Raw genomic sequence first — 15717 nt, forward strand, 5'->3', positions numbered from 1 at the left:
CTCGGATTTTGGATAGACGGTTGATCGGTCTAGGCAACATTAGAGTTTGTTAGGATCGTAGCGGCCTAGATCTCTGAAATTAACCCATGACCGTGCTTGCTCTCGATCCCTTCCAGCCCCCCCAATTCTGGTACTGGCAGGGCCATGCCATTGCCTACCAAGCCTGCGGTGACAGCGGGCCAGCGGTTGTTTTGGTTCATGGTTTTGGGGCCTCCTGGGGCCATTGGCGCAAAAATTTACCCATCCTTGGCCAGACCTGTCGTTGCTATGCCTTAGATTTAATTGGCTTTGGGGACTCGGCCAAACCATTACCGAAAAGCGAAATCGATTACACCTTTGAAACCTGGGCCACTTTAGTAGCGGATTTTTGCCGAGAAGTTGTTCAGGGCCCGGCTTTTTTAGTCGGCAATTCCATTGGTTGCGTGGTGGTGATGCAGTGCGCAGTGGATTTTCCAGAGCAGGTGTTAGGAATTGCTGCCCTCAATTGTTCCCTGCGTCTCCTCCATGAACGCAAGCGCAGTGCCCTTCCTTGGTATCGTCGAGTTGGCGCTCGTTTACTCCAGGCCTTGTTACAAAATCCCGCTGTTGGCCAGTTCTTTTTCCGTCAGGTGGCCCAGGCCAAGACCGTCCGCCAGGCTCTGCATCAGGCCTATGCTCGGCCGGAAGCCGTTACCGAGGAATTAGTGGAAATGCTCCTAAAGCCAGCCCGAGACCCCGGCGCCGCGGCGGTGTTTTTGGCTTTTACCAACTATTCCCAAGGCCCTTTACCGGAGGATCTGCTACCCCAACTTACCTGTCCCACGTTGATCCTGTGGGGAGCTGAAGACCCCTGGGAACCCCTGAGCTTGGGCCAGGCCCTGGCCGACTATCCGGCGGTCGAACAATTTATTCCCCTGCCGGGCTTAGGCCATTGTCCCCAGGATGAAGGGCCAGAAATCGTCAACCCCATTTTGCAAGCCTGGATTCAGGAAAAAGCCTCCCAGTCTAGTCCTCCGTCTCCTCTAGGGGCCCATCTACCTGTTGATTAAAACCGTAGATAACTCGCTGGCCCCCGAAGGCCACCAAGGGCACCTCTTTTTCGTCCCCCGGTTCAAAGCGAATGGCGGTGCCAGCCGGAATATCTAAGCGCATCCCCTTACTGGCCGCTCGCTCAAAAACCAGAGCACTGTTGACCTCATAGAAATGAAAATGGGAACCCACCTGAATAGGACGATCACCACTATTGGCCACGGTGAGTCGTCGGGTCGGCCGGCCGCTATTGAGTTTGATTACCCCCTGGGGCGTTCTGATTTCACCGGGAATCATAGTTTATTGCTTCCTAACGAATGGGTTGGTGGACGGTAACAAGTTTGGTGCCATCGAGGAAAGTCGCTTCGACTTGGACTTCATCAATCATTTCGGGCACTCCCTCCATCACATCGTCTCGTGTCAGGATTTGCTGGCCATCTCGCATCAGTTCCGCCACTGTCTTTCCTTCCCGGGCCCCTTCCAAAATCTGGGCTGTGAGGTAGGCGACAGCTTCAGGGTAGTTAAGCTTGAGGCCCTTAGCCCGACGACGTTCTGCCAAGAGAGCGGCGGTAAAAATCAGGAGTTTATCTTTTTCTTGGGGAGAGAGTTGCATAGGAGTTGCCTAGAGTTGCCAGATGCGAGGCGTGAGGGGGGAACGTCCGAGGTATTGGACGCGCAAAAAAGACCAAACCGCGATAAACCAGGCCTTAAGCTCTGCCATAGACGCACCTCGATAGCGACAGAGGAGTCCCTGGGGCAGTTGCGTGACCCCCGCTTCGCCTTGGCCCTGTTGAGCCTCCCATAGCTGGCGGATTTGGGTCATAACGGCTGGAGTTGCTACTTTTCCCACCCAGCATAGCGTGGCCGCTATAGGCTGTCCAGCTAGGCCATTGGCATGGTCACAGGCCCCCAGATCGGCTGGCAACCATTGGTGTTCAATCCAGAGGGGAGTCGGCCCCCGCCAAATTTCCGTACTGGCTTTCCAGTCGCCCTGCTGAAAGCGTTCTCCCCTGGCCGTGCGGCCAAAGCGCATCATTTCCCAACCGAGATAATGGGCATTTTCCGCCAATTCAATGCGAGTGTTTTGCCGGTACCGGGCCTGGTTATAGAGAATGGTTTCCTGGGGTAAGTATTCGAGACAGGCATTTTCCCCTAACCGAATGACCGTTGTTTGCTCTGATGCCTGTGAATGCCCATAAACCTTAGTCGCGGCGGGCGTGGTAATCAGACTCTGGCAATGGGCTTCCAAGTCGATCGTTTGCTGTAGGAAATCTCCCCCGACGAGGCCCCCCGCTGTATGCAGTACTACGGAATGACAAATCTCTGGCCCTTCAGGATAAAAGGCCCGTTGTAGTCGCAGAGGTGCCTGGGTATAGGCCGAGGCCACTTGGGTTGTTTGCTGGTGACGCTGGTAGGCCAAATCGAGACGGCCCTGCCAACGAGAAGATGGAAGGTTGGTCACGATGATGTTAGATAAGCTTCGATGAAATCTTTGACCTGGCCCAGGCCCTCTTGGGTTTTCAGGTTGGTAAAGACGAAGGGTTTCTGGGGACGCATGGTTTGACTATCACGGGCCATCACCTCCAGACTCGCCCCGACCTGGGGGGCCAGATCAATTTTGTTAATCACCAGTAGATCGGATTTGGTAATCCCCGGCCCGCCCTTGCGGGGAATTTTGTCGCCAGCGGCCACATCAATCACATAGATGGTTAAATCCACTAATTCCGGGCTAAAGGTCGCGGCCAAATTGTCGCCCCCACTCTCTACAAAAATCAACTGGAGGTCAGGAAAGCGGTTTTCCAGGTCTTCAATAGCCACTAAGTTAATCGATGCATCCTCCCGAATGGCGGTGTGGGGACAGCCGCCGGTTTCGACGCCAATAATCCGTTCCGGGGCCAGGGCCTGGGAGCGCACCAGGAATTGGGCATCCTCTTGGGTGTAGATGTCGTTGGTTACGACCCCAATCTGCCATTGTTCTCGCATCTGCTTGCAGAGGGCATCCACTAACGCCGTTTTCCCAGACCCCACGGGCCCGGCTACCCCGACCCTTAATGCCGTTATCGCCACTTCGTATCCTCCTTCAGGCCCTAACTCCGAAACAAGCGGCTGTATTGTTGTTCGTGCTTCATACTAGCTAATCCCAGCCCCAGGCTACAACTGTAGAGTTGGTCATCGGCCAGGGCCAGGATTGAAGGATAGACCGCTTGGATAACCGCATTCATCGCCAAGAGGATTCGTTGACCCGCTGTTTGGCCTAGGGGAATTAACTTCACCCCCGCGGTGATCTGATTACTGACCCAACTCTGGAGAAAGGCTTGCAAGGCAGATTCTGGGGGAATTTGCCAATGGGCGGCCCCCAGGCCAAAAGCCAGAGCGTAGTGACAGGGTTCGTTCAAAGCTGCTTGAAGATCGATGAAGTGGGGATGGGGAGCCAGATTAGTTAGCAAATTTAATAAACTTTTTCCCATCTGCCAACTTTGGGCCCGCAGTTCCTGGGTTTCTTTGTGGGCCGTTAACCAGGTATTCCAGACCAGGAATTGCTCTCGATCTTGATGATGACGATAGCCCCGCAACATCAAGGCCGCCTCAATGCGGATGGCCCCGTAGGTGAGTTCCTGGGTGAGCCATTGTTCTAACGCCTCGGCAGTTTGAATATCCTGCTGGGTTAAATATTCCAGACCCTCGGAATAGCAGTAGGCCCCCAGGGGAAGACTGGGACTAGCCAGTTGCAACAGGGCCAGTAGGGCCGAGTTAGTGGGCATGGGAGTTGCCATAGGCCCCGCTTTCGGGATAAAACGGACAAACTTCGGCCTTAACCTGGACTCCCAACTGCTCAAGCATCTTGGCTAAAACCGGGTCGGGGCTGAAGCGGAGATAGTGGGGGGCAATTTCCAGAGCAATGTGGCGATTACCCAAATGATAGGCGGCCCGCAGTAAATCTAAGGCATGGCTAGCGGTTACGGTCATCACGGGTTCTGGTTGAGCCGTGATTTTGACGACAACTTGCCCGTCTTCACTTTGGAGAATCTGACCTTCCTTTAGTACAGTTCCCCTAGGAAGCTGGAGGTCTAGCAGGGGTTGGCCTTGTACCTCAAGACGTTGGCGTGAACGGGTTCTTTCCTCAGCGGTCAGGGGCACAATCCAAGGAATAGGTCGGTTTGTATCGTCTGAACAGAACCGATTAAGAATTACCATATACTGAGCGAGTAACTGCGAAAAATTATAGAGGAACGGTAATGAGCTATCCCATGGATCGTCGGGCCTACGCAGAAACCTACGGCCCTACTGTTGGTGATCGCCTGCGCTTGGCTGATACAGAATTATGGATTGAAGTTGAGGCAGATTATACCACCTACGGCGAGGAAGTAAAGTTTGGCGGTGGCAAGGTGATTCGGGATGGCATGGGCCAGTCGCCAATTACGCGAGCTGATGGGGCCGTAGATCTCGTAATTACCAATGCCTTGATCCTCGATTGGTGGGGTATTGTCAAAGCCGATATTGGCATTAAAGACGGCAAAATTGCAGGCATCGGCAAGGCTGGTAATCCCTACGTGCAAGACAACGTCACCATCATTATTGGCCCAGGCACGGAGGCCATTGCTGGCGAAGGCCTGATCGTCACGGCGGGCGGCATTGATAGCCACATCCACTTCATCTGTCCCCAACAAATTGAAACCGCCATTGCGTCGGGCGTAACCACCATGATTGGCGGTGGTACGGGGCCAGCAACTGGGACAAATGCCACCACCTGTACCCCCGGAGCCTGGAATATTTTCCGGATGCTGGAAGCAGCAGAAGCTTTTCCCATGAATCTAGGTTTTTTGGGCAAGGGCAATAGCAGTCAGACCCCCGGCCTAGTGGAACAAATTCAAGCCGGCGCCATGGGTCTGAAGCTCCATGAGGATTGGGGCACGACCCCGGCCACCATTGATATTTGTCTCCAGGTAGCGGATGAGTATGATGTGCAGGTGGCCATCCACACCGATACCCTCAATGAAGCCGGTTTTGTGGAAACCACCATCGGGGCCTTTAAAAATCGAGTGATTCATACTTACCATACCGAAGGGGCCGGCGGCGGCCATGCCCCGGATATTATCAAGGTCTGTGGTCTGAGCAATGTCCTCCCTTCTTCGACCAATCCTACCCGGCCCTACACCCTCAATACCCTAGACGAACACCTAGATATGCTGATGCATTGTCATCACCTCGACCCCCATATTGCCGAGGATGTCGCCTTTGCTGAATCGCGCATTCGCCGGGAGACCATTGCCGCCGAGGATATTTTGCACGACCTCGGGGCCTTTAGTATGATCTCCTCCGATTCCCAGGCTATGGGCCGGGTCGGTGAGGTGATTATTCGTACTTGGCAGACGGCCCATAAAATGAAAGTGCAACGGGGACCTTTAGCCGAGGATTCAGCAGAAAAAGATAATTTTCGGGCCAAGCGCTACGTCGCCAAATACACTATTAATCCGGCCCTGACCCACGGCATTGCCGAGTATGTTGGTTCTATCGAAGTCGGAAAATTAGCGGATCTGTGTCTCTGGAAACCGGCGATGTTCGGCGTCAAACCAGACATGGTACTCAAGGGCGGCCTGATTGCCTGGGCCCAGATGGGGGATGCCAATGCCAGTATTCCCAGTCCCCAGCCCGTTTATATGCGGCCCATGTTTGGCAGTTTTGGCCTGGCCACAACCACGACGTCCCTAACCTTTATGTCCCAGGCTGGCCTGGAAGCGGAGGTCCCCCAACGCCTCGGTCTCCGCAAAGCCATCGTGCCTACCCGTAATAATCGTCGTCTGAGCAAGGCTGATTTAAAGCTCAATGATGCCCTACCCCGTATTGAGGTCAACCCCGAAACCTACGAAGTGCGAGCGGATGGCGAACTACTCACCTGTGAACCCGCTACTGTACTGCCCATGGCCCAACGTTATTTTTTATTCTGAGGCGAGTAGGGGTCAATTTTTTTGAGCGTGCGTTCATCAAAGGCATCAAATTTAGTTTCTTCTTTAACCTTTTCAAACACATTTTTCTTGTTGCTCTTAGGTTTTTCAACCAATCCAAGTAAAGTCTGGTTGATTTGTTCCCGAGTCTGGTAACTGTAGGCATTAAGGGGAGCGGGCAGAAAGCGGTCGCCAAAACCAATGAAAACACCCCCACTAATTAACGCTAAGGGTAGGAAAGTTTTAAAGAAACGCATTGTAGTCGCGACGGTGAAAAACGTTTATGCCGAAGACCTCCTGAGTCCAAGCTAGCATAGGGCTGTTCTGCCTGCAGAGACCAACCGAGAAGGGTAGAATAGGGGGCGGACAATACGCAACAAGGTCAGAGCAATGCAGATTTGTGGGACAGACCACTCCGTTCTAACTTGGTCAGGGGATGCCTTGGCCTTGGGTTTTTTTGAAAATGCCGTAGAACTGACGGAAGATTTACAACAACTGGATCACCGCTTAGAGGGAACCCTCCAGGAACTGATCACGGAAGCCGAGTTTAAGGGCAAAGCCGACCAAAAAGCCATTACACGGGTCGGTTCTAGAGGCCCTGTCCGCAAATTAATCCTTGTGGGCCTAGGCAAGATCGAAGCCTTTGGCCGGGATACCCTGGCGATGGCGGCAGCCAGCATTGCTCGTTTGGCAAAACAGGAAAAGGTGAAAACCCTAGGCATTAATCTCCCCCAAGTGGAACACCAGGCCAGTGAAACGGCGGCGGCTATTAGTGAAGGCCTGATCTTGGCCCTGCACCAAGACCACCGTTTTAAATCCGAGAAAGAAGAGAAGGAACTCAAGCTCACGACCATTGATCTACTGGGCCTTGGAGAGCAAACGGCCGCCATTACTCGCAGTGAACAGGTCTGCTCTGGGGTGATCCTGGCTCGGGAACTGGTGGCGGCCCCCGCTAATGCCGTCACTCCCATCACCTTTGCTGAAGTGGCCACGGAACTAGCCCAAACCTACGGCCTAGAGTTAACCATTCTGGAACAAGCGGACTGTGAAGCCCTGGGGATGGGGTCTTTCCTGGGGGTGGCCAAGGCCTCAGAACTACCACCAAAATTTATCCACCTCACCTACCGGCCGGCTAATCCCATCAAAAAAGTGGCCATTGTTGGTAAAAGCCTGACCTTTGATTCCGGCGGCTTAAACATTAAGGGGGCCGGCAGTGGCATCGAAACCATGAAAATGGATATGGGCGGCGGCGGGGCCACCCTGGGAGCAGCCAAGGCCATTGCTCAACTGAAACCGCCGGTAGAAGTGCATTTCATCTGTGCTGCAACGGAAAATATGATCAGCGGTAAGGCCATGCACCCCGGTGATATTCTGACGGCTTCCAACGGCAAAACCATTGAAGTGAATAACACCGATGCTGAGGGCCGCTTGACCCTGGCCGATGCCCTAGTCTTTGCAGAAAAATTAGGGGTGGATGCCATTGTGGACTTAGCAACCCTAACCGGGGCCTGTATTGTAGCCCTAGGAGACGACATTGCAGGCCTATGGGGTACTGATGACGGGCTGACTGAGCAACTACTGAAAGCCGCTAAGAGCGTCGGTGAAAAATTCTGGCCCATGCCCCTAGAGGACAAATATTTTGAAGGTCTGAAATCCAACATTGCCGACATGAAAAATACTGGCCCCCGCTCTGGTGGTTCAATTACAGCAGCCCTGTTCCTCAAACAGTTCGTTGAAAAAACCCCCTGGGTTCATTTGGATGTTGCGGGCCCTGTCTGGACAGAAAAAACCGCTGGGGTCAATAATGCTGGCGCCACGGGCTTTCCGGTACGGACCCTCGTCCAATGGGTTCTCCAGCAGGCTCAGTAGGCTCATATTCCCAGCGAGAAAAATGGCGAAACTGCGCGAACTGATCGTTCCCCCTCCCTTAAAAGACCGTCTAGCCCAGGGCCATCCCTGGCTCTATCGGGATAAGTTGCCTAAGGACAGTCACTTTGCCACGGGGGAATGGCTGAAACTTCGTTGTAGCAATTGGTCGGGCTTTGGCCTCTGGGAGAATAAAGGGCCCATTGCTGTCCGCATTTTTTCCCGACGTCAGTTGCCCGATCCTGTATGGTTCAAGGCCCAAGTTCGCCAGGCCTGGGAACTCCGGGGCCCCCTCCGCCAGCAGAATTGCACCGCCTATCGTTGGCTATTTGGAGAAGGAGATGGCCTACCGGGCCTAACGGTGGATCTTTATGGCCAATACGCTGTGGTTCAAACCTATATGGAAGGGGCTCAACGACTTCTGGATTGGCTTGTCCCGGCCCTGCGGGAGATTGCACCTCTGCAGGGAATTCTCTGGCGTACCAAACACCTGGAAAACCCCGACGACCGCCAGGCCCTAGACCAGAAAACGCAACGCCTCTGGGGCCAAGAACCGCCCCACGAGATCACCGTTAAAGAGCATGGCCTGGCCTTTCAAGTCAATTTACACACCGGGCAAAAAACCGGCCTTTTCCTGGATCATCGGGAAAATCGCCGCTTTATCGGCCCCCTTTGCCAGCAGAAAACCGTTCTCAATTGCTTTGCCTACACAGGGGCCTTTTCCCTCTATGCCCTGCGGGGAGGGGCCCGCCGAGTCACTAGCGTTGATATTGGTAAAAACCTGGCCGCCGTGGCCGAAGCGAATATTCATCTCAATCAGCTAGACCCCAGCCGCCATGATTTTGTGACAGCCGATTGCTTTGACTTGCTCCAGCGCTATCACCAAACCCAGCAAACCTTTGAAGTCGTGATTCTCGACCCCCCCAGTTTTGCCAAAAGTAAGCAAAATCGCTTTGCGGCCCTGCGAGCCTATACCAAACTCAATGCCTTGGCCCTCCAGTGCGTGGCCCCCAACGGTTTACTGGTTTCCGCGAGTTGCACCAGTCAGGTTGGCCCTGAAGCCTTCAAGGAAATGTTAGCCAGTGCAGCGGCCCAGAGCCAGCGGCGTCTGCAAATTCTCCACGAAGCCGGCCAACCATTGGATCATCCCGTTCCCGCTGGTTTTCCCGAAGGACGCTACCTCAAATTTATAGTCTGTAAAGTCAGCGACCTGGTTTAGGCTCCTGTTTTCCGTCAGACTCCGGTCAGCATCCACGATGCCGATATAGTTAAAATTGGCCGCTTCACTATTACTAATGCTATGACTGTTATTCCTCCCTCCACCCTCAGCACCAGTCTTCATCCCCTGATTAATGCCCTTGCCAGCGTGATTGTTGAGCATTGGCAAACCTTGAGCTTGGCCCCCTTTAGTTTGCCGGAGGATCTCGGCTACGTCGAGGGCCGTTTGGAGGGAGAACGCTTGGTCATCGAAAATCGTTGTTTTCAAACGCCTCAATTTCGTAAATTACACCTGGAATTAGCCAAAGTAGGCAAAAATCTGGATATTCTCCACTGTGTCATGTTTCCCCGGCCAGAATACGGCTTACCGCTCTTTGGTTGTGACATTGTCGCTGGCCCTGGGGGGGTGAGTGCAGCCATTGCCGATCTATCCCCTACGAGGGCTAATCGAAAACTCCCCAGTGCCTACGTTGCGGCCTTGACCGTTCTACCTTCCCTGATTTTTGGCGATAATCGGGCCTTACCCCCCTGGGGCCATATTTTTTCCGACTACTGCCTCTTTGTCCGGCCCCAAACTGAAACGGAAGAACAGCAGTTTGTGGCCCGTGTCGGGGATTTTCTTCAGATCCACTGCCACCAGGCCAACCAAGCCCAGGCCCTAGGGCCCGAAGAAGCCGCAGAACACCGAATGGGCCAGCAAACCTATTGCCGACAACAACAACAGAATGATAAAACCCGCCGAGTTCTGGAAAAGGCCTTTGGTGAAGCCTGGGCTGAACGCTATATGACCCAAGTCTTGTTTGACATTATTGATTAGAGCCGAGAAGAGAGATACTGGGGGCTCCCAAAATCGCCAATTAGCGAGGGACTGCAACAAAAAGTTACAATCAAAGTAACTTTTCCGTGATTCTGTTCTATGGGTAAACCTTCAGACCCTTCCAGTTCTCCCCTTCCGGCTACTAGTCTGCGTTGGATTATTGGCACGTTAGCGATTGGCTTACTGGTGACAGCGGGAACGATTGTCTATGCCCTACGCCCCCAGCGACCCGCCGCAGAAACGAACCCATCAACCCCGGTGCTCTCGGCCAAGGCCCAGGAATCACAAGCAATCTCAGCCCTAGGCCGTATTGCTCCCCTCGGAGAAATTTTTAAAGTTACCTCTTCCCCAACCCTCGGAGGGGCAAAGGTAGAACGGATCCTGGTCACGGAGGGAGCACGGGTCAAAACGGGGCAAGTCCTAGCGGTTTTAGATAACTACGACCAAAAAATGGCTGCCGTCCAAACAGCCCAAGAAAACGTGAAGGTCGCTCAGGCGAATCTCCAAATCGTCATGGCCGGAGCCAAAAAGGGAGAAATTCAAGCCCAGCAGGCCACGATTCAGCGAACCCAAGCTGAATTTCGTCAGGGCCTGGCCGTCAACAAGGCGGCTCTCGATAGCTTGATCAAACAGCTAGAGGGGGAAAAATTAGAACAACAGGCTAGTATTGACCGCCTCCAAGCCGAACTCCAACAGGCCGAACAGGATTATCGACGCTATCGACAATTGGCAGAGGATGGCGCGATTCCCTTGGCGGATCTAGAACAACGGGGCCTGGCTATGGTAGCAGCTAAAAAACGATTGACGGAATCCCAGGCCCGTCTCCTCAAAACCGAGGCCACTCTAGAAGAAAAAATTCGTGAACAGCGTTCCCAACTGGAGAAAGACGCTGAAACCGAACAACTCCAGGCCAAGGAAGCCCAGGCTACCCTGGCAAAAATTGCCGAAGTTCGTCCAGTGGAAATGGTCAAGGCAAAGGCGGAATTAGACCTGGCCCTAGCCCGCTTTAAAGAAGCTCAGGCTGACCTCAAAACAACTGTGATCCAGGCCCCCACCGATGCTCAGGTGCTCAAAATCTATACCCGACCGGGGGAAAAAATTAGTGAAACTAATGGACTGGCAGACCTGGGAAAAACAGACCAGATGTTTGTTATTGCTGAGGTTTATGAAACTGATGTCCGTAGAGTGCGTCCGGGCCAACTGGCCACCATCAAAAGTGAAAATAATAGTTTTCCGGGCGAACTAGGGGGCCAGGTACAATTTGTGGGCTTGAAGGTGGGCAAAAATGACATCCTAGGGACAGACCCCGCGGCCGACGTCGATGCCCGAGTGGTGGAAGTCAAAATCAAACTCAGTCCCGAGGCCAGTAAAACCGTCGCTGGACTTAGCAATGCTAATGTTCTTGTGAAAATTATCCCCTAAACCATGAGAATTCCCCTCGCCTGGCATCAATTAATCTACGGCAAGACGCGCTTACTCGTGGCCCTGGCGGGTATTGCCTTCGCCGATGTCTTAATGTTTATGCAGTTAGGCTTTAAAAATGCCCTGCTGGACAGCGCTGTACGTTTACCCAAGGGCCTAAAGGGAGATATTTTTCTGCTATCGAGCAAGACTGACACCCTGATTTTGCCCAAGAGCTTTTCCTCCCGCCGCCTCTACGAAGTGATGGGAGTCGAGGGGGTAGCCCAGGCCAGGCCGCTCTATCTTTTCATGAACGTCTGGAAAAATCCTGAAACCAAACAGACTCGACAAATTTTTGTGTTGGGCTTTAATCCCAGCGTTAACCTGCTTACCCTAGATGGGGTGGCGGAGAATCTAGAGCGGGTCAAACAACCGGATACTTTTCTGTTTGATACGAAATCCCGCAAGGAATTTGGCCCCATCAAGGAACAGGTCTTAGCCGGCAAGACCGTCAGCACGGAAGTCGGTAACCGCCGCATCACCATCGATGGCCTCTACACCATGGGGTCTTCCTTCGGGGCCGATGGCAGTCTGATTACCAGTGATGTCAACTTTTTCCGTCTGTTTTCGAGTCGCACGAAAGGCGCCATCGATATTGGCGTGATCCAGTTAGAACCGGGGGCTAATCGAGACCTTATCTACCAAAAAATCAAAAATCAATTGAATCAAGGGGATGTTCGGGTACTGACCAAGGAGGAATTGATTAATTTTGAGCGGAATTATTGGAGTAATCGCACAACCATTGGCTTTATCTTTGGCTTTGGAACCGTTATCGGCTTTATCGTCGGGATTGTGGTGGTCTATCAAATCCTTTACACCGATGTCACTGACCACCTACCGGAATACGCGACCCTTAAGGCCATGGGCTATGCCGACCGCTATTTTCTGGCCGTCGTTTTCCAAGAGGCCCTGATCCTAGCTATTATCGGCTTTATCCCCAGTTTTGGGCTGGGCCTGTTCCTCTACAGCAATACGGCCAGAGCCACGGGGCTTCCCATTTTAATGACCACTGCCCGAGCCACCACAGTTCTCCTGTTAACGGTCTTGATGTGTATTATTTCCGGGGCCATTGCCGTGGGGAAACTTCGAGCCGCCGATCCAGCGGATATTTTTTAACGGTTGTACCGAGGATATTACATGCAAACCCTGCCCTCCCCTAACCTAACCCCAACAAACACTCCGGCCGCAGCGGTGGTGATTAATCGGCTGAATCACTTCTACGGAACGGGTAATCTCCGCAAGCAAATTTTGTTTGACATTACCCTCACACTCCAAGCTGGGGAAGTGGTGATTCTCAAGGGCCCGTCGGGATCGGGGAAAACGACGCTCTTGACCCTGATGGGGGGCCTGCGGTCGGCTCAATCTGGCAGTCTCCAGGTCTTTGGCCAAGAATTGGTGGGGGCCAAAAAACGACAACTGATCCAGGTTCGTCGCCAAACCGGCTATATTTTCCAGGCCCACAACCTACTGGAATGCTTAACGGCCCGCCAAAATGTGCAAATGTCCGTTGAACTCCATGACCATATTTCTCCCGCCAATGCTAAACAACAGGCCCTCGCCATGCTCGAAGCCGTAGGCCTGGGCAGTCATATTGATTACTATCCCCACAACCTCTCCGGGGGCCAAAAACAGCGGGTGGCCATTGCCCGGGCCTTAGTCAGCCGCCCCAAAATGATCTTGGCTGATGAACCCACAGCAGCCCTAGATAGTAAATCAGGCCACGACGTGGTGGAATTGATGCAAAAACTGGCTCGGGAGCAGGGCTCAACTATTTTAATCGTGACCCACGATAACCGAATTTTGGACGTGGCGGATCGAATTATCGAACTAGAGGACGGCCGACTACTTTAAGGAAGCCCCTATTGATTGCCGTTTGTTGACAGTTGCCGAGGAAGTTAGAGCGACTTTTCCAAGTCTTTGTTAAGGTAGTGGACAGAGGATTTCCTCGAAGCTATTACCCCGTTTCAATTCAAACAAAAAAGTCCGCCATTTTTTTGTCATCGGGGCTACAATCGATAAGGTCTTTTTTTCTTGACGGCAGATGTGCTACTTGATTCAGTCAGCGTTTTGATAGAATCTTGAGCTGCAAGTCTTGGGTGTTTTGCATTTTCAAGTCTTGAGCGCGAATACTACGCCAGGGAAAAAGGCCCGTGGAACGACCCTCATCGGGACTAGTGAACCACAACATTGTTTATCCATATAAAGACTATCCAGTTTTGCAAGAAAGGAGCGAGAGGAAAACGGCATGACCCAAGCGTATGAGTTGATGGCACCGACTGAGCCCTCTATTGATGACCTCGTATTAATCAGCGAGGTAGATGAGATAGAGGAGGTGGATTTCGAGGAAGAAGACCTTGAAAAACTGTTAGGAGAAACAGAAGATAAAAAACTCCATTAGCACCGCCCTCGCCTTAAATTCCCTGTCAGAAAGAAGTTTTATACTGAGGATTCTGTCAGTCTTTATCTCCAGGAAATTGGTCGGATTCGCCTCCTGCGGGCTGAAGAAGAAATTGAGCTGGCCCGTCAAATTGCTGACTTGTTCCAGCTAGAAAGCATCCGGGAAAACCTCTGCAAACTCCTCAAGCGTGACCCCAACGATCCCCGCTGGGAAGTACGGCCTTGGAAAGTGGAATGGGCAAAACAAGTCTGGAAAGTTGAGCAAGCTAAACAAATTTTGGTTAAAAAAGGCAAAAAAGAGCCGAAAAAAGCTGACTTAGCCGCCTATCTATCCGATCCTGAGCATCAGGTGACGCTAGAAGAAGAATGGCAGGCTCAGCCCGAAAAGAACTTTAGAACCTTTAACCGTCGCCTTTTCCTCTGTCGTCGGGCCAAGGACAAAATGGTAGTGTCTAATCTGCGCTTAGTCGTTTCCGTTGCTAAAGGATACCAAGGTAGAGGACTTGATTTTCAGGATCTCATCCAAGAAGGAAACTGGGGGTTGATTCGAGCCGCTGAAAAATTTGACTACAAAAAGGGATTTAAGTTTTCCACCTACGCGACTTGGTGGATTCGCCAGGCTATTACTCGAGCGATCGCCGATCAATCTCGGACGATTCGCCTACCCGTTCACCTCTACGAAACGATTACTCGCATTAAAAAGACGACCCAAACCTTATCTCAGGAAATGCAGTGCAAACCTAACGAAGAAGAAATTGCTGATCGAATGGAAATGACTATTGAAAAACTACGTTTCATTGCCAAATCAACTCAACTGCCCATTTCCCTGGAAACCCCGATTGATGAAGATTCCTGTTTGGGGGATTTAATTGAGGCTGACAATATGAATCCTGAAGATATTGTCGAACTAGACCTCTTACGGGAAGATCTAGAAAATGTTTTAGATACCCTCAGTCCGCGAGAACGAGATGTTCTGCGTCTGCGCTACGGTTTAGATGACGGCCGGATGAAAATCCTCGAAGAAATTGGCCAAGTTTTTAACCTCACCCGCGAACGGATCCGACAAATCGAGTCTAAGGCTTTGCGAAAACTTCGTCATCCTAATCGTAGTAGTATCCTCAAAGAATATATCCGCTAGCCATGGCCAAAATCCTCCTCCTGGGAGCCGCTGGGCAGGTCGGTCAAGCCTTGCAATCTAGCCTTGCTTCCCTAGGAGAGGTACAGGGCCTGACTCGCCAAGACCTAGATCTAATCGATCTATCGGCCCTACGCCAACGGATTAACCAGATACAACCCACCGTCATCGTTAATGCCGCGGCCTACACTGCTGTCGATCAAGCGGAGGCGGAACCGGCCCTGGCTCACCGACTGAATGCTCAACTGCCTGGGGTTTTAGCCGAGCAGGCCCTGGCCCTGGGGGCCTACCTCGTCCATCTATCGACGGACTACGTTTTTGATGGCCGTAAAAATACCCCCTACCTCGAAAGGGATGTCACCCATCCCTTGGGGGTCTATGGCCAGAGCAAGTTAGCAGGGGAACGGCAGATTGAGGCTCTGGGGGGAGACTATCTAATCCTGAGGACAGCCTGGGTCTATGGGGCTGCTGGTAAAGGCAATTTTGTCAAAACGATGCTTCGTCTGGCTCAGGAACAAGACACCTTAAAAATCGTGGTGGATCAGGTAGGCAGTCCGACCTGGACTCAAGACCTAGCCCAGGCCCTAGCCATCCTCCTTCCTCAGCGGCCCCAGGGCATTTATCACTGTACAGATAGCGGTGTAGCCAGTTGGTACGACTTTGCGGTGGCTATTGTTGAAGAAGCTCAGACCCTGGGAATCCTGGCCCAGACGCCTCAAATCATTCCCATTACCACAGCGGAATATCCTACCCTAGCCCGTCGCCCTGCCTATTCTGTCCTATCGGGACAAAAAATAACGGCGGCCTTAAACTATTCCCTACCCCATTGGCGACAATCCCTACGGGCTATGCTCCGTAGTCTGATTTGACAA

Annotated in this window: 17 protein-coding genes and 1 pseudogene; 11 read left to right on the top strand and 7 right to left on the bottom strand. The window is 52.5% G+C overall.

Annotated elements, in window-relative coordinates:
- Positions 1–86 precede the first annotated feature (86 nt).
- Entirely contained in the window at positions 87–1028 is a 942-nt protein-coding gene (locus ABXS88_RS03970) for an alpha/beta fold hydrolase (protein ID WP_353673895.1), read from the top strand.
- Here the strand turns inward: ABXS88_RS03970 and ABXS88_RS03975 are convergent.
- The 6 genes from ABXS88_RS03975 to ureE are packed head-to-tail and all read right to left on the bottom strand — an operon-like array spanning position 985 to position 4146.
- The gene (locus tag ABXS88_RS03975; protein WP_353673896.1) at positions 985–1305 is read right to left on the bottom strand and encodes an urease subunit beta; all 321 of its coding nucleotides are present in this window, start codon (positions 1303–1305) and stop codon (positions 985–987) included. The genes ABXS88_RS03970 and ABXS88_RS03975 overlap by 44 nt on opposite strands.
- A 13-nt stretch (positions 1306–1318) precedes the next feature.
- A complete protein-coding gene (ureA, locus tag ABXS88_RS03980; RefSeq protein WP_353673897.1) occupies positions 1319–1621 on the bottom strand; it encodes an urease subunit gamma in 303 nt (100 codons plus the stop codon).
- Positions 1622–1630: 9 nt separating this feature from the next.
- A complete protein-coding gene (locus ABXS88_RS03985) occupies positions 1631–2470 on the bottom strand; it encodes an urease accessory protein UreD (protein WP_353673898.1) in 840 nt (279 codons plus the stop codon).
- The gene (gene ureG, locus ABXS88_RS03990; protein WP_353673899.1) at positions 2467–3075 is read right to left on the bottom strand and encodes an urease accessory protein UreG; all 609 of its coding nucleotides are present in this window, start codon (positions 3073–3075) and stop codon (positions 2467–2469) included. The genes ABXS88_RS03985 and ureG overlap by 4 nt, the downstream gene beginning before the upstream one ends.
- A 20-nt stretch (positions 3076–3095) precedes the next feature.
- Positions 3096–3782: an urease accessory protein UreF gene (locus tag ABXS88_RS03995; protein WP_353673900.1), complete on the bottom strand. Its 687-nt coding sequence runs from the start codon at positions 3780–3782 to the stop codon at positions 3096–3098.
- Entirely contained in the window at positions 3760–4146 is a 387-nt protein-coding gene (ureE, locus tag ABXS88_RS04000) for an urease accessory protein UreE (protein ID WP_353673901.1), read from the bottom strand. The genes ABXS88_RS03995 and ureE overlap by 23 nt, the downstream gene beginning before the upstream one ends.
- A 98-nt stretch (positions 4147–4244) precedes the next feature.
- On the opposite strand from ureE, the gene ureC reads away from it, so the two are divergent.
- Positions 4245–5954, top strand: a complete 1710-nt coding sequence (gene ureC, locus ABXS88_RS04005) for an urease subunit alpha (protein WP_353673902.1) — start codon at positions 4245–4247, stop codon at positions 5952–5954.
- On the opposite strand, the gene ABXS88_RS04010 is transcribed toward ureC, so the two are convergent.
- Positions 5939–6208 carry a hypothetical protein gene (locus tag ABXS88_RS04010; protein ID WP_353673903.1) on the bottom strand — a complete coding sequence of 90 codons (270 nt, stop codon included), beginning with the start codon at positions 6206–6208 and terminating at the stop codon, positions 5939–5941. The two genes, ureC and ABXS88_RS04010, sit on opposite strands and share 16 nt — an antisense overlap.
- Positions 6209–6341: 133 nt before the next feature.
- Here ABXS88_RS04010 and ABXS88_RS04015 point away from each other — a divergent pair, with 133 nt between their 5' ends.
- The 9 genes and pseudogenes from ABXS88_RS04015 to rfbD all read left to right on the top strand — a co-directional run bounded on the left by ABXS88_RS04015 (position 6342) and on the right by rfbD (position 15714).
- Positions 6342–7820 carry a leucyl aminopeptidase gene (locus ABXS88_RS04015; RefSeq protein ID WP_353673904.1) on the top strand — a complete coding sequence of 493 codons (1479 nt, stop codon included), beginning with the start codon at positions 6342–6344 and terminating at the stop codon, positions 7818–7820.
- Positions 7821–7842: 22 nt separating this feature from the next.
- Positions 7843–9036, top strand: coding sequence for a class I SAM-dependent rRNA methyltransferase (locus ABXS88_RS04020; RefSeq protein WP_353673905.1), 1194 nt, complete (start codon positions 7843–7845; stop codon positions 9034–9036).
- An 81-nt stretch (positions 9037–9117) separates the two neighbouring features.
- Positions 9118–9852, top strand: coding sequence for a phycocyanobilin:ferredoxin oxidoreductase (locus ABXS88_RS04025; RefSeq protein WP_353673906.1), 735 nt, complete (start codon positions 9118–9120; stop codon positions 9850–9852).
- Positions 9853–9951: 99 nt separating this feature from the next.
- Positions 9952–11274 carry a biotin/lipoyl-binding protein gene (locus tag ABXS88_RS04030; RefSeq protein WP_353673907.1) on the top strand — a complete coding sequence of 441 codons (1323 nt, stop codon included), beginning with the start codon at positions 9952–9954 and terminating at the stop codon, positions 11272–11274.
- Positions 11275–11277: 3 nt separating this feature from the next.
- The gene (devC, locus tag ABXS88_RS04035) at positions 11278–12429 is read left to right on the top strand and encodes an ABC transporter permease DevC (RefSeq protein WP_353673908.1); all 1152 of its coding nucleotides are present in this window, start codon (positions 11278–11280) and stop codon (positions 12427–12429) included.
- Between the two features lie 21 nt (positions 12430–12450).
- Positions 12451–13164, top strand: a complete 714-nt coding sequence (locus ABXS88_RS04040) for a DevA family ABC transporter ATP-binding protein (protein WP_353673909.1) — start codon at positions 12451–12453, stop codon at positions 13162–13164.
- A gap of 394 nt (positions 13165–13558) precedes the next feature.
- A complete protein-coding gene (locus ABXS88_RS04045) occupies positions 13559–13711 on the top strand; it encodes a hypothetical protein (protein ID WP_353673910.1) in 153 nt (50 codons plus the stop codon).
- A gap of 27 nt (positions 13712–13738) precedes the next feature.
- Positions 13739–14848, top strand: a pseudogene (rpoD, locus tag ABXS88_RS04050) (RNA polymerase sigma factor RpoD); the annotation flags it as partial.
- Positions 14849–14850: 2 nt separating this feature from the next.
- Positions 14851–15714 (top strand): dTDP-4-dehydrorhamnose reductase, encoded by an 864-nt coding sequence (gene rfbD, locus ABXS88_RS04055; protein ID WP_353673911.1) that lies wholly within the window; start codon positions 14851–14853, stop codon positions 15712–15714.
- Positions 15715–15717 lie beyond the last annotated feature (3 nt).

The sequence above is a fragment of the Synechocystis sp. LKSZ1 genome (genome assembly GCF_040436315.1).
Taxonomy (GTDB): Bacteria; Cyanobacteriota; Cyanobacteriia; order Cyanobacteriales; family Microcystaceae; genus Synechocystis.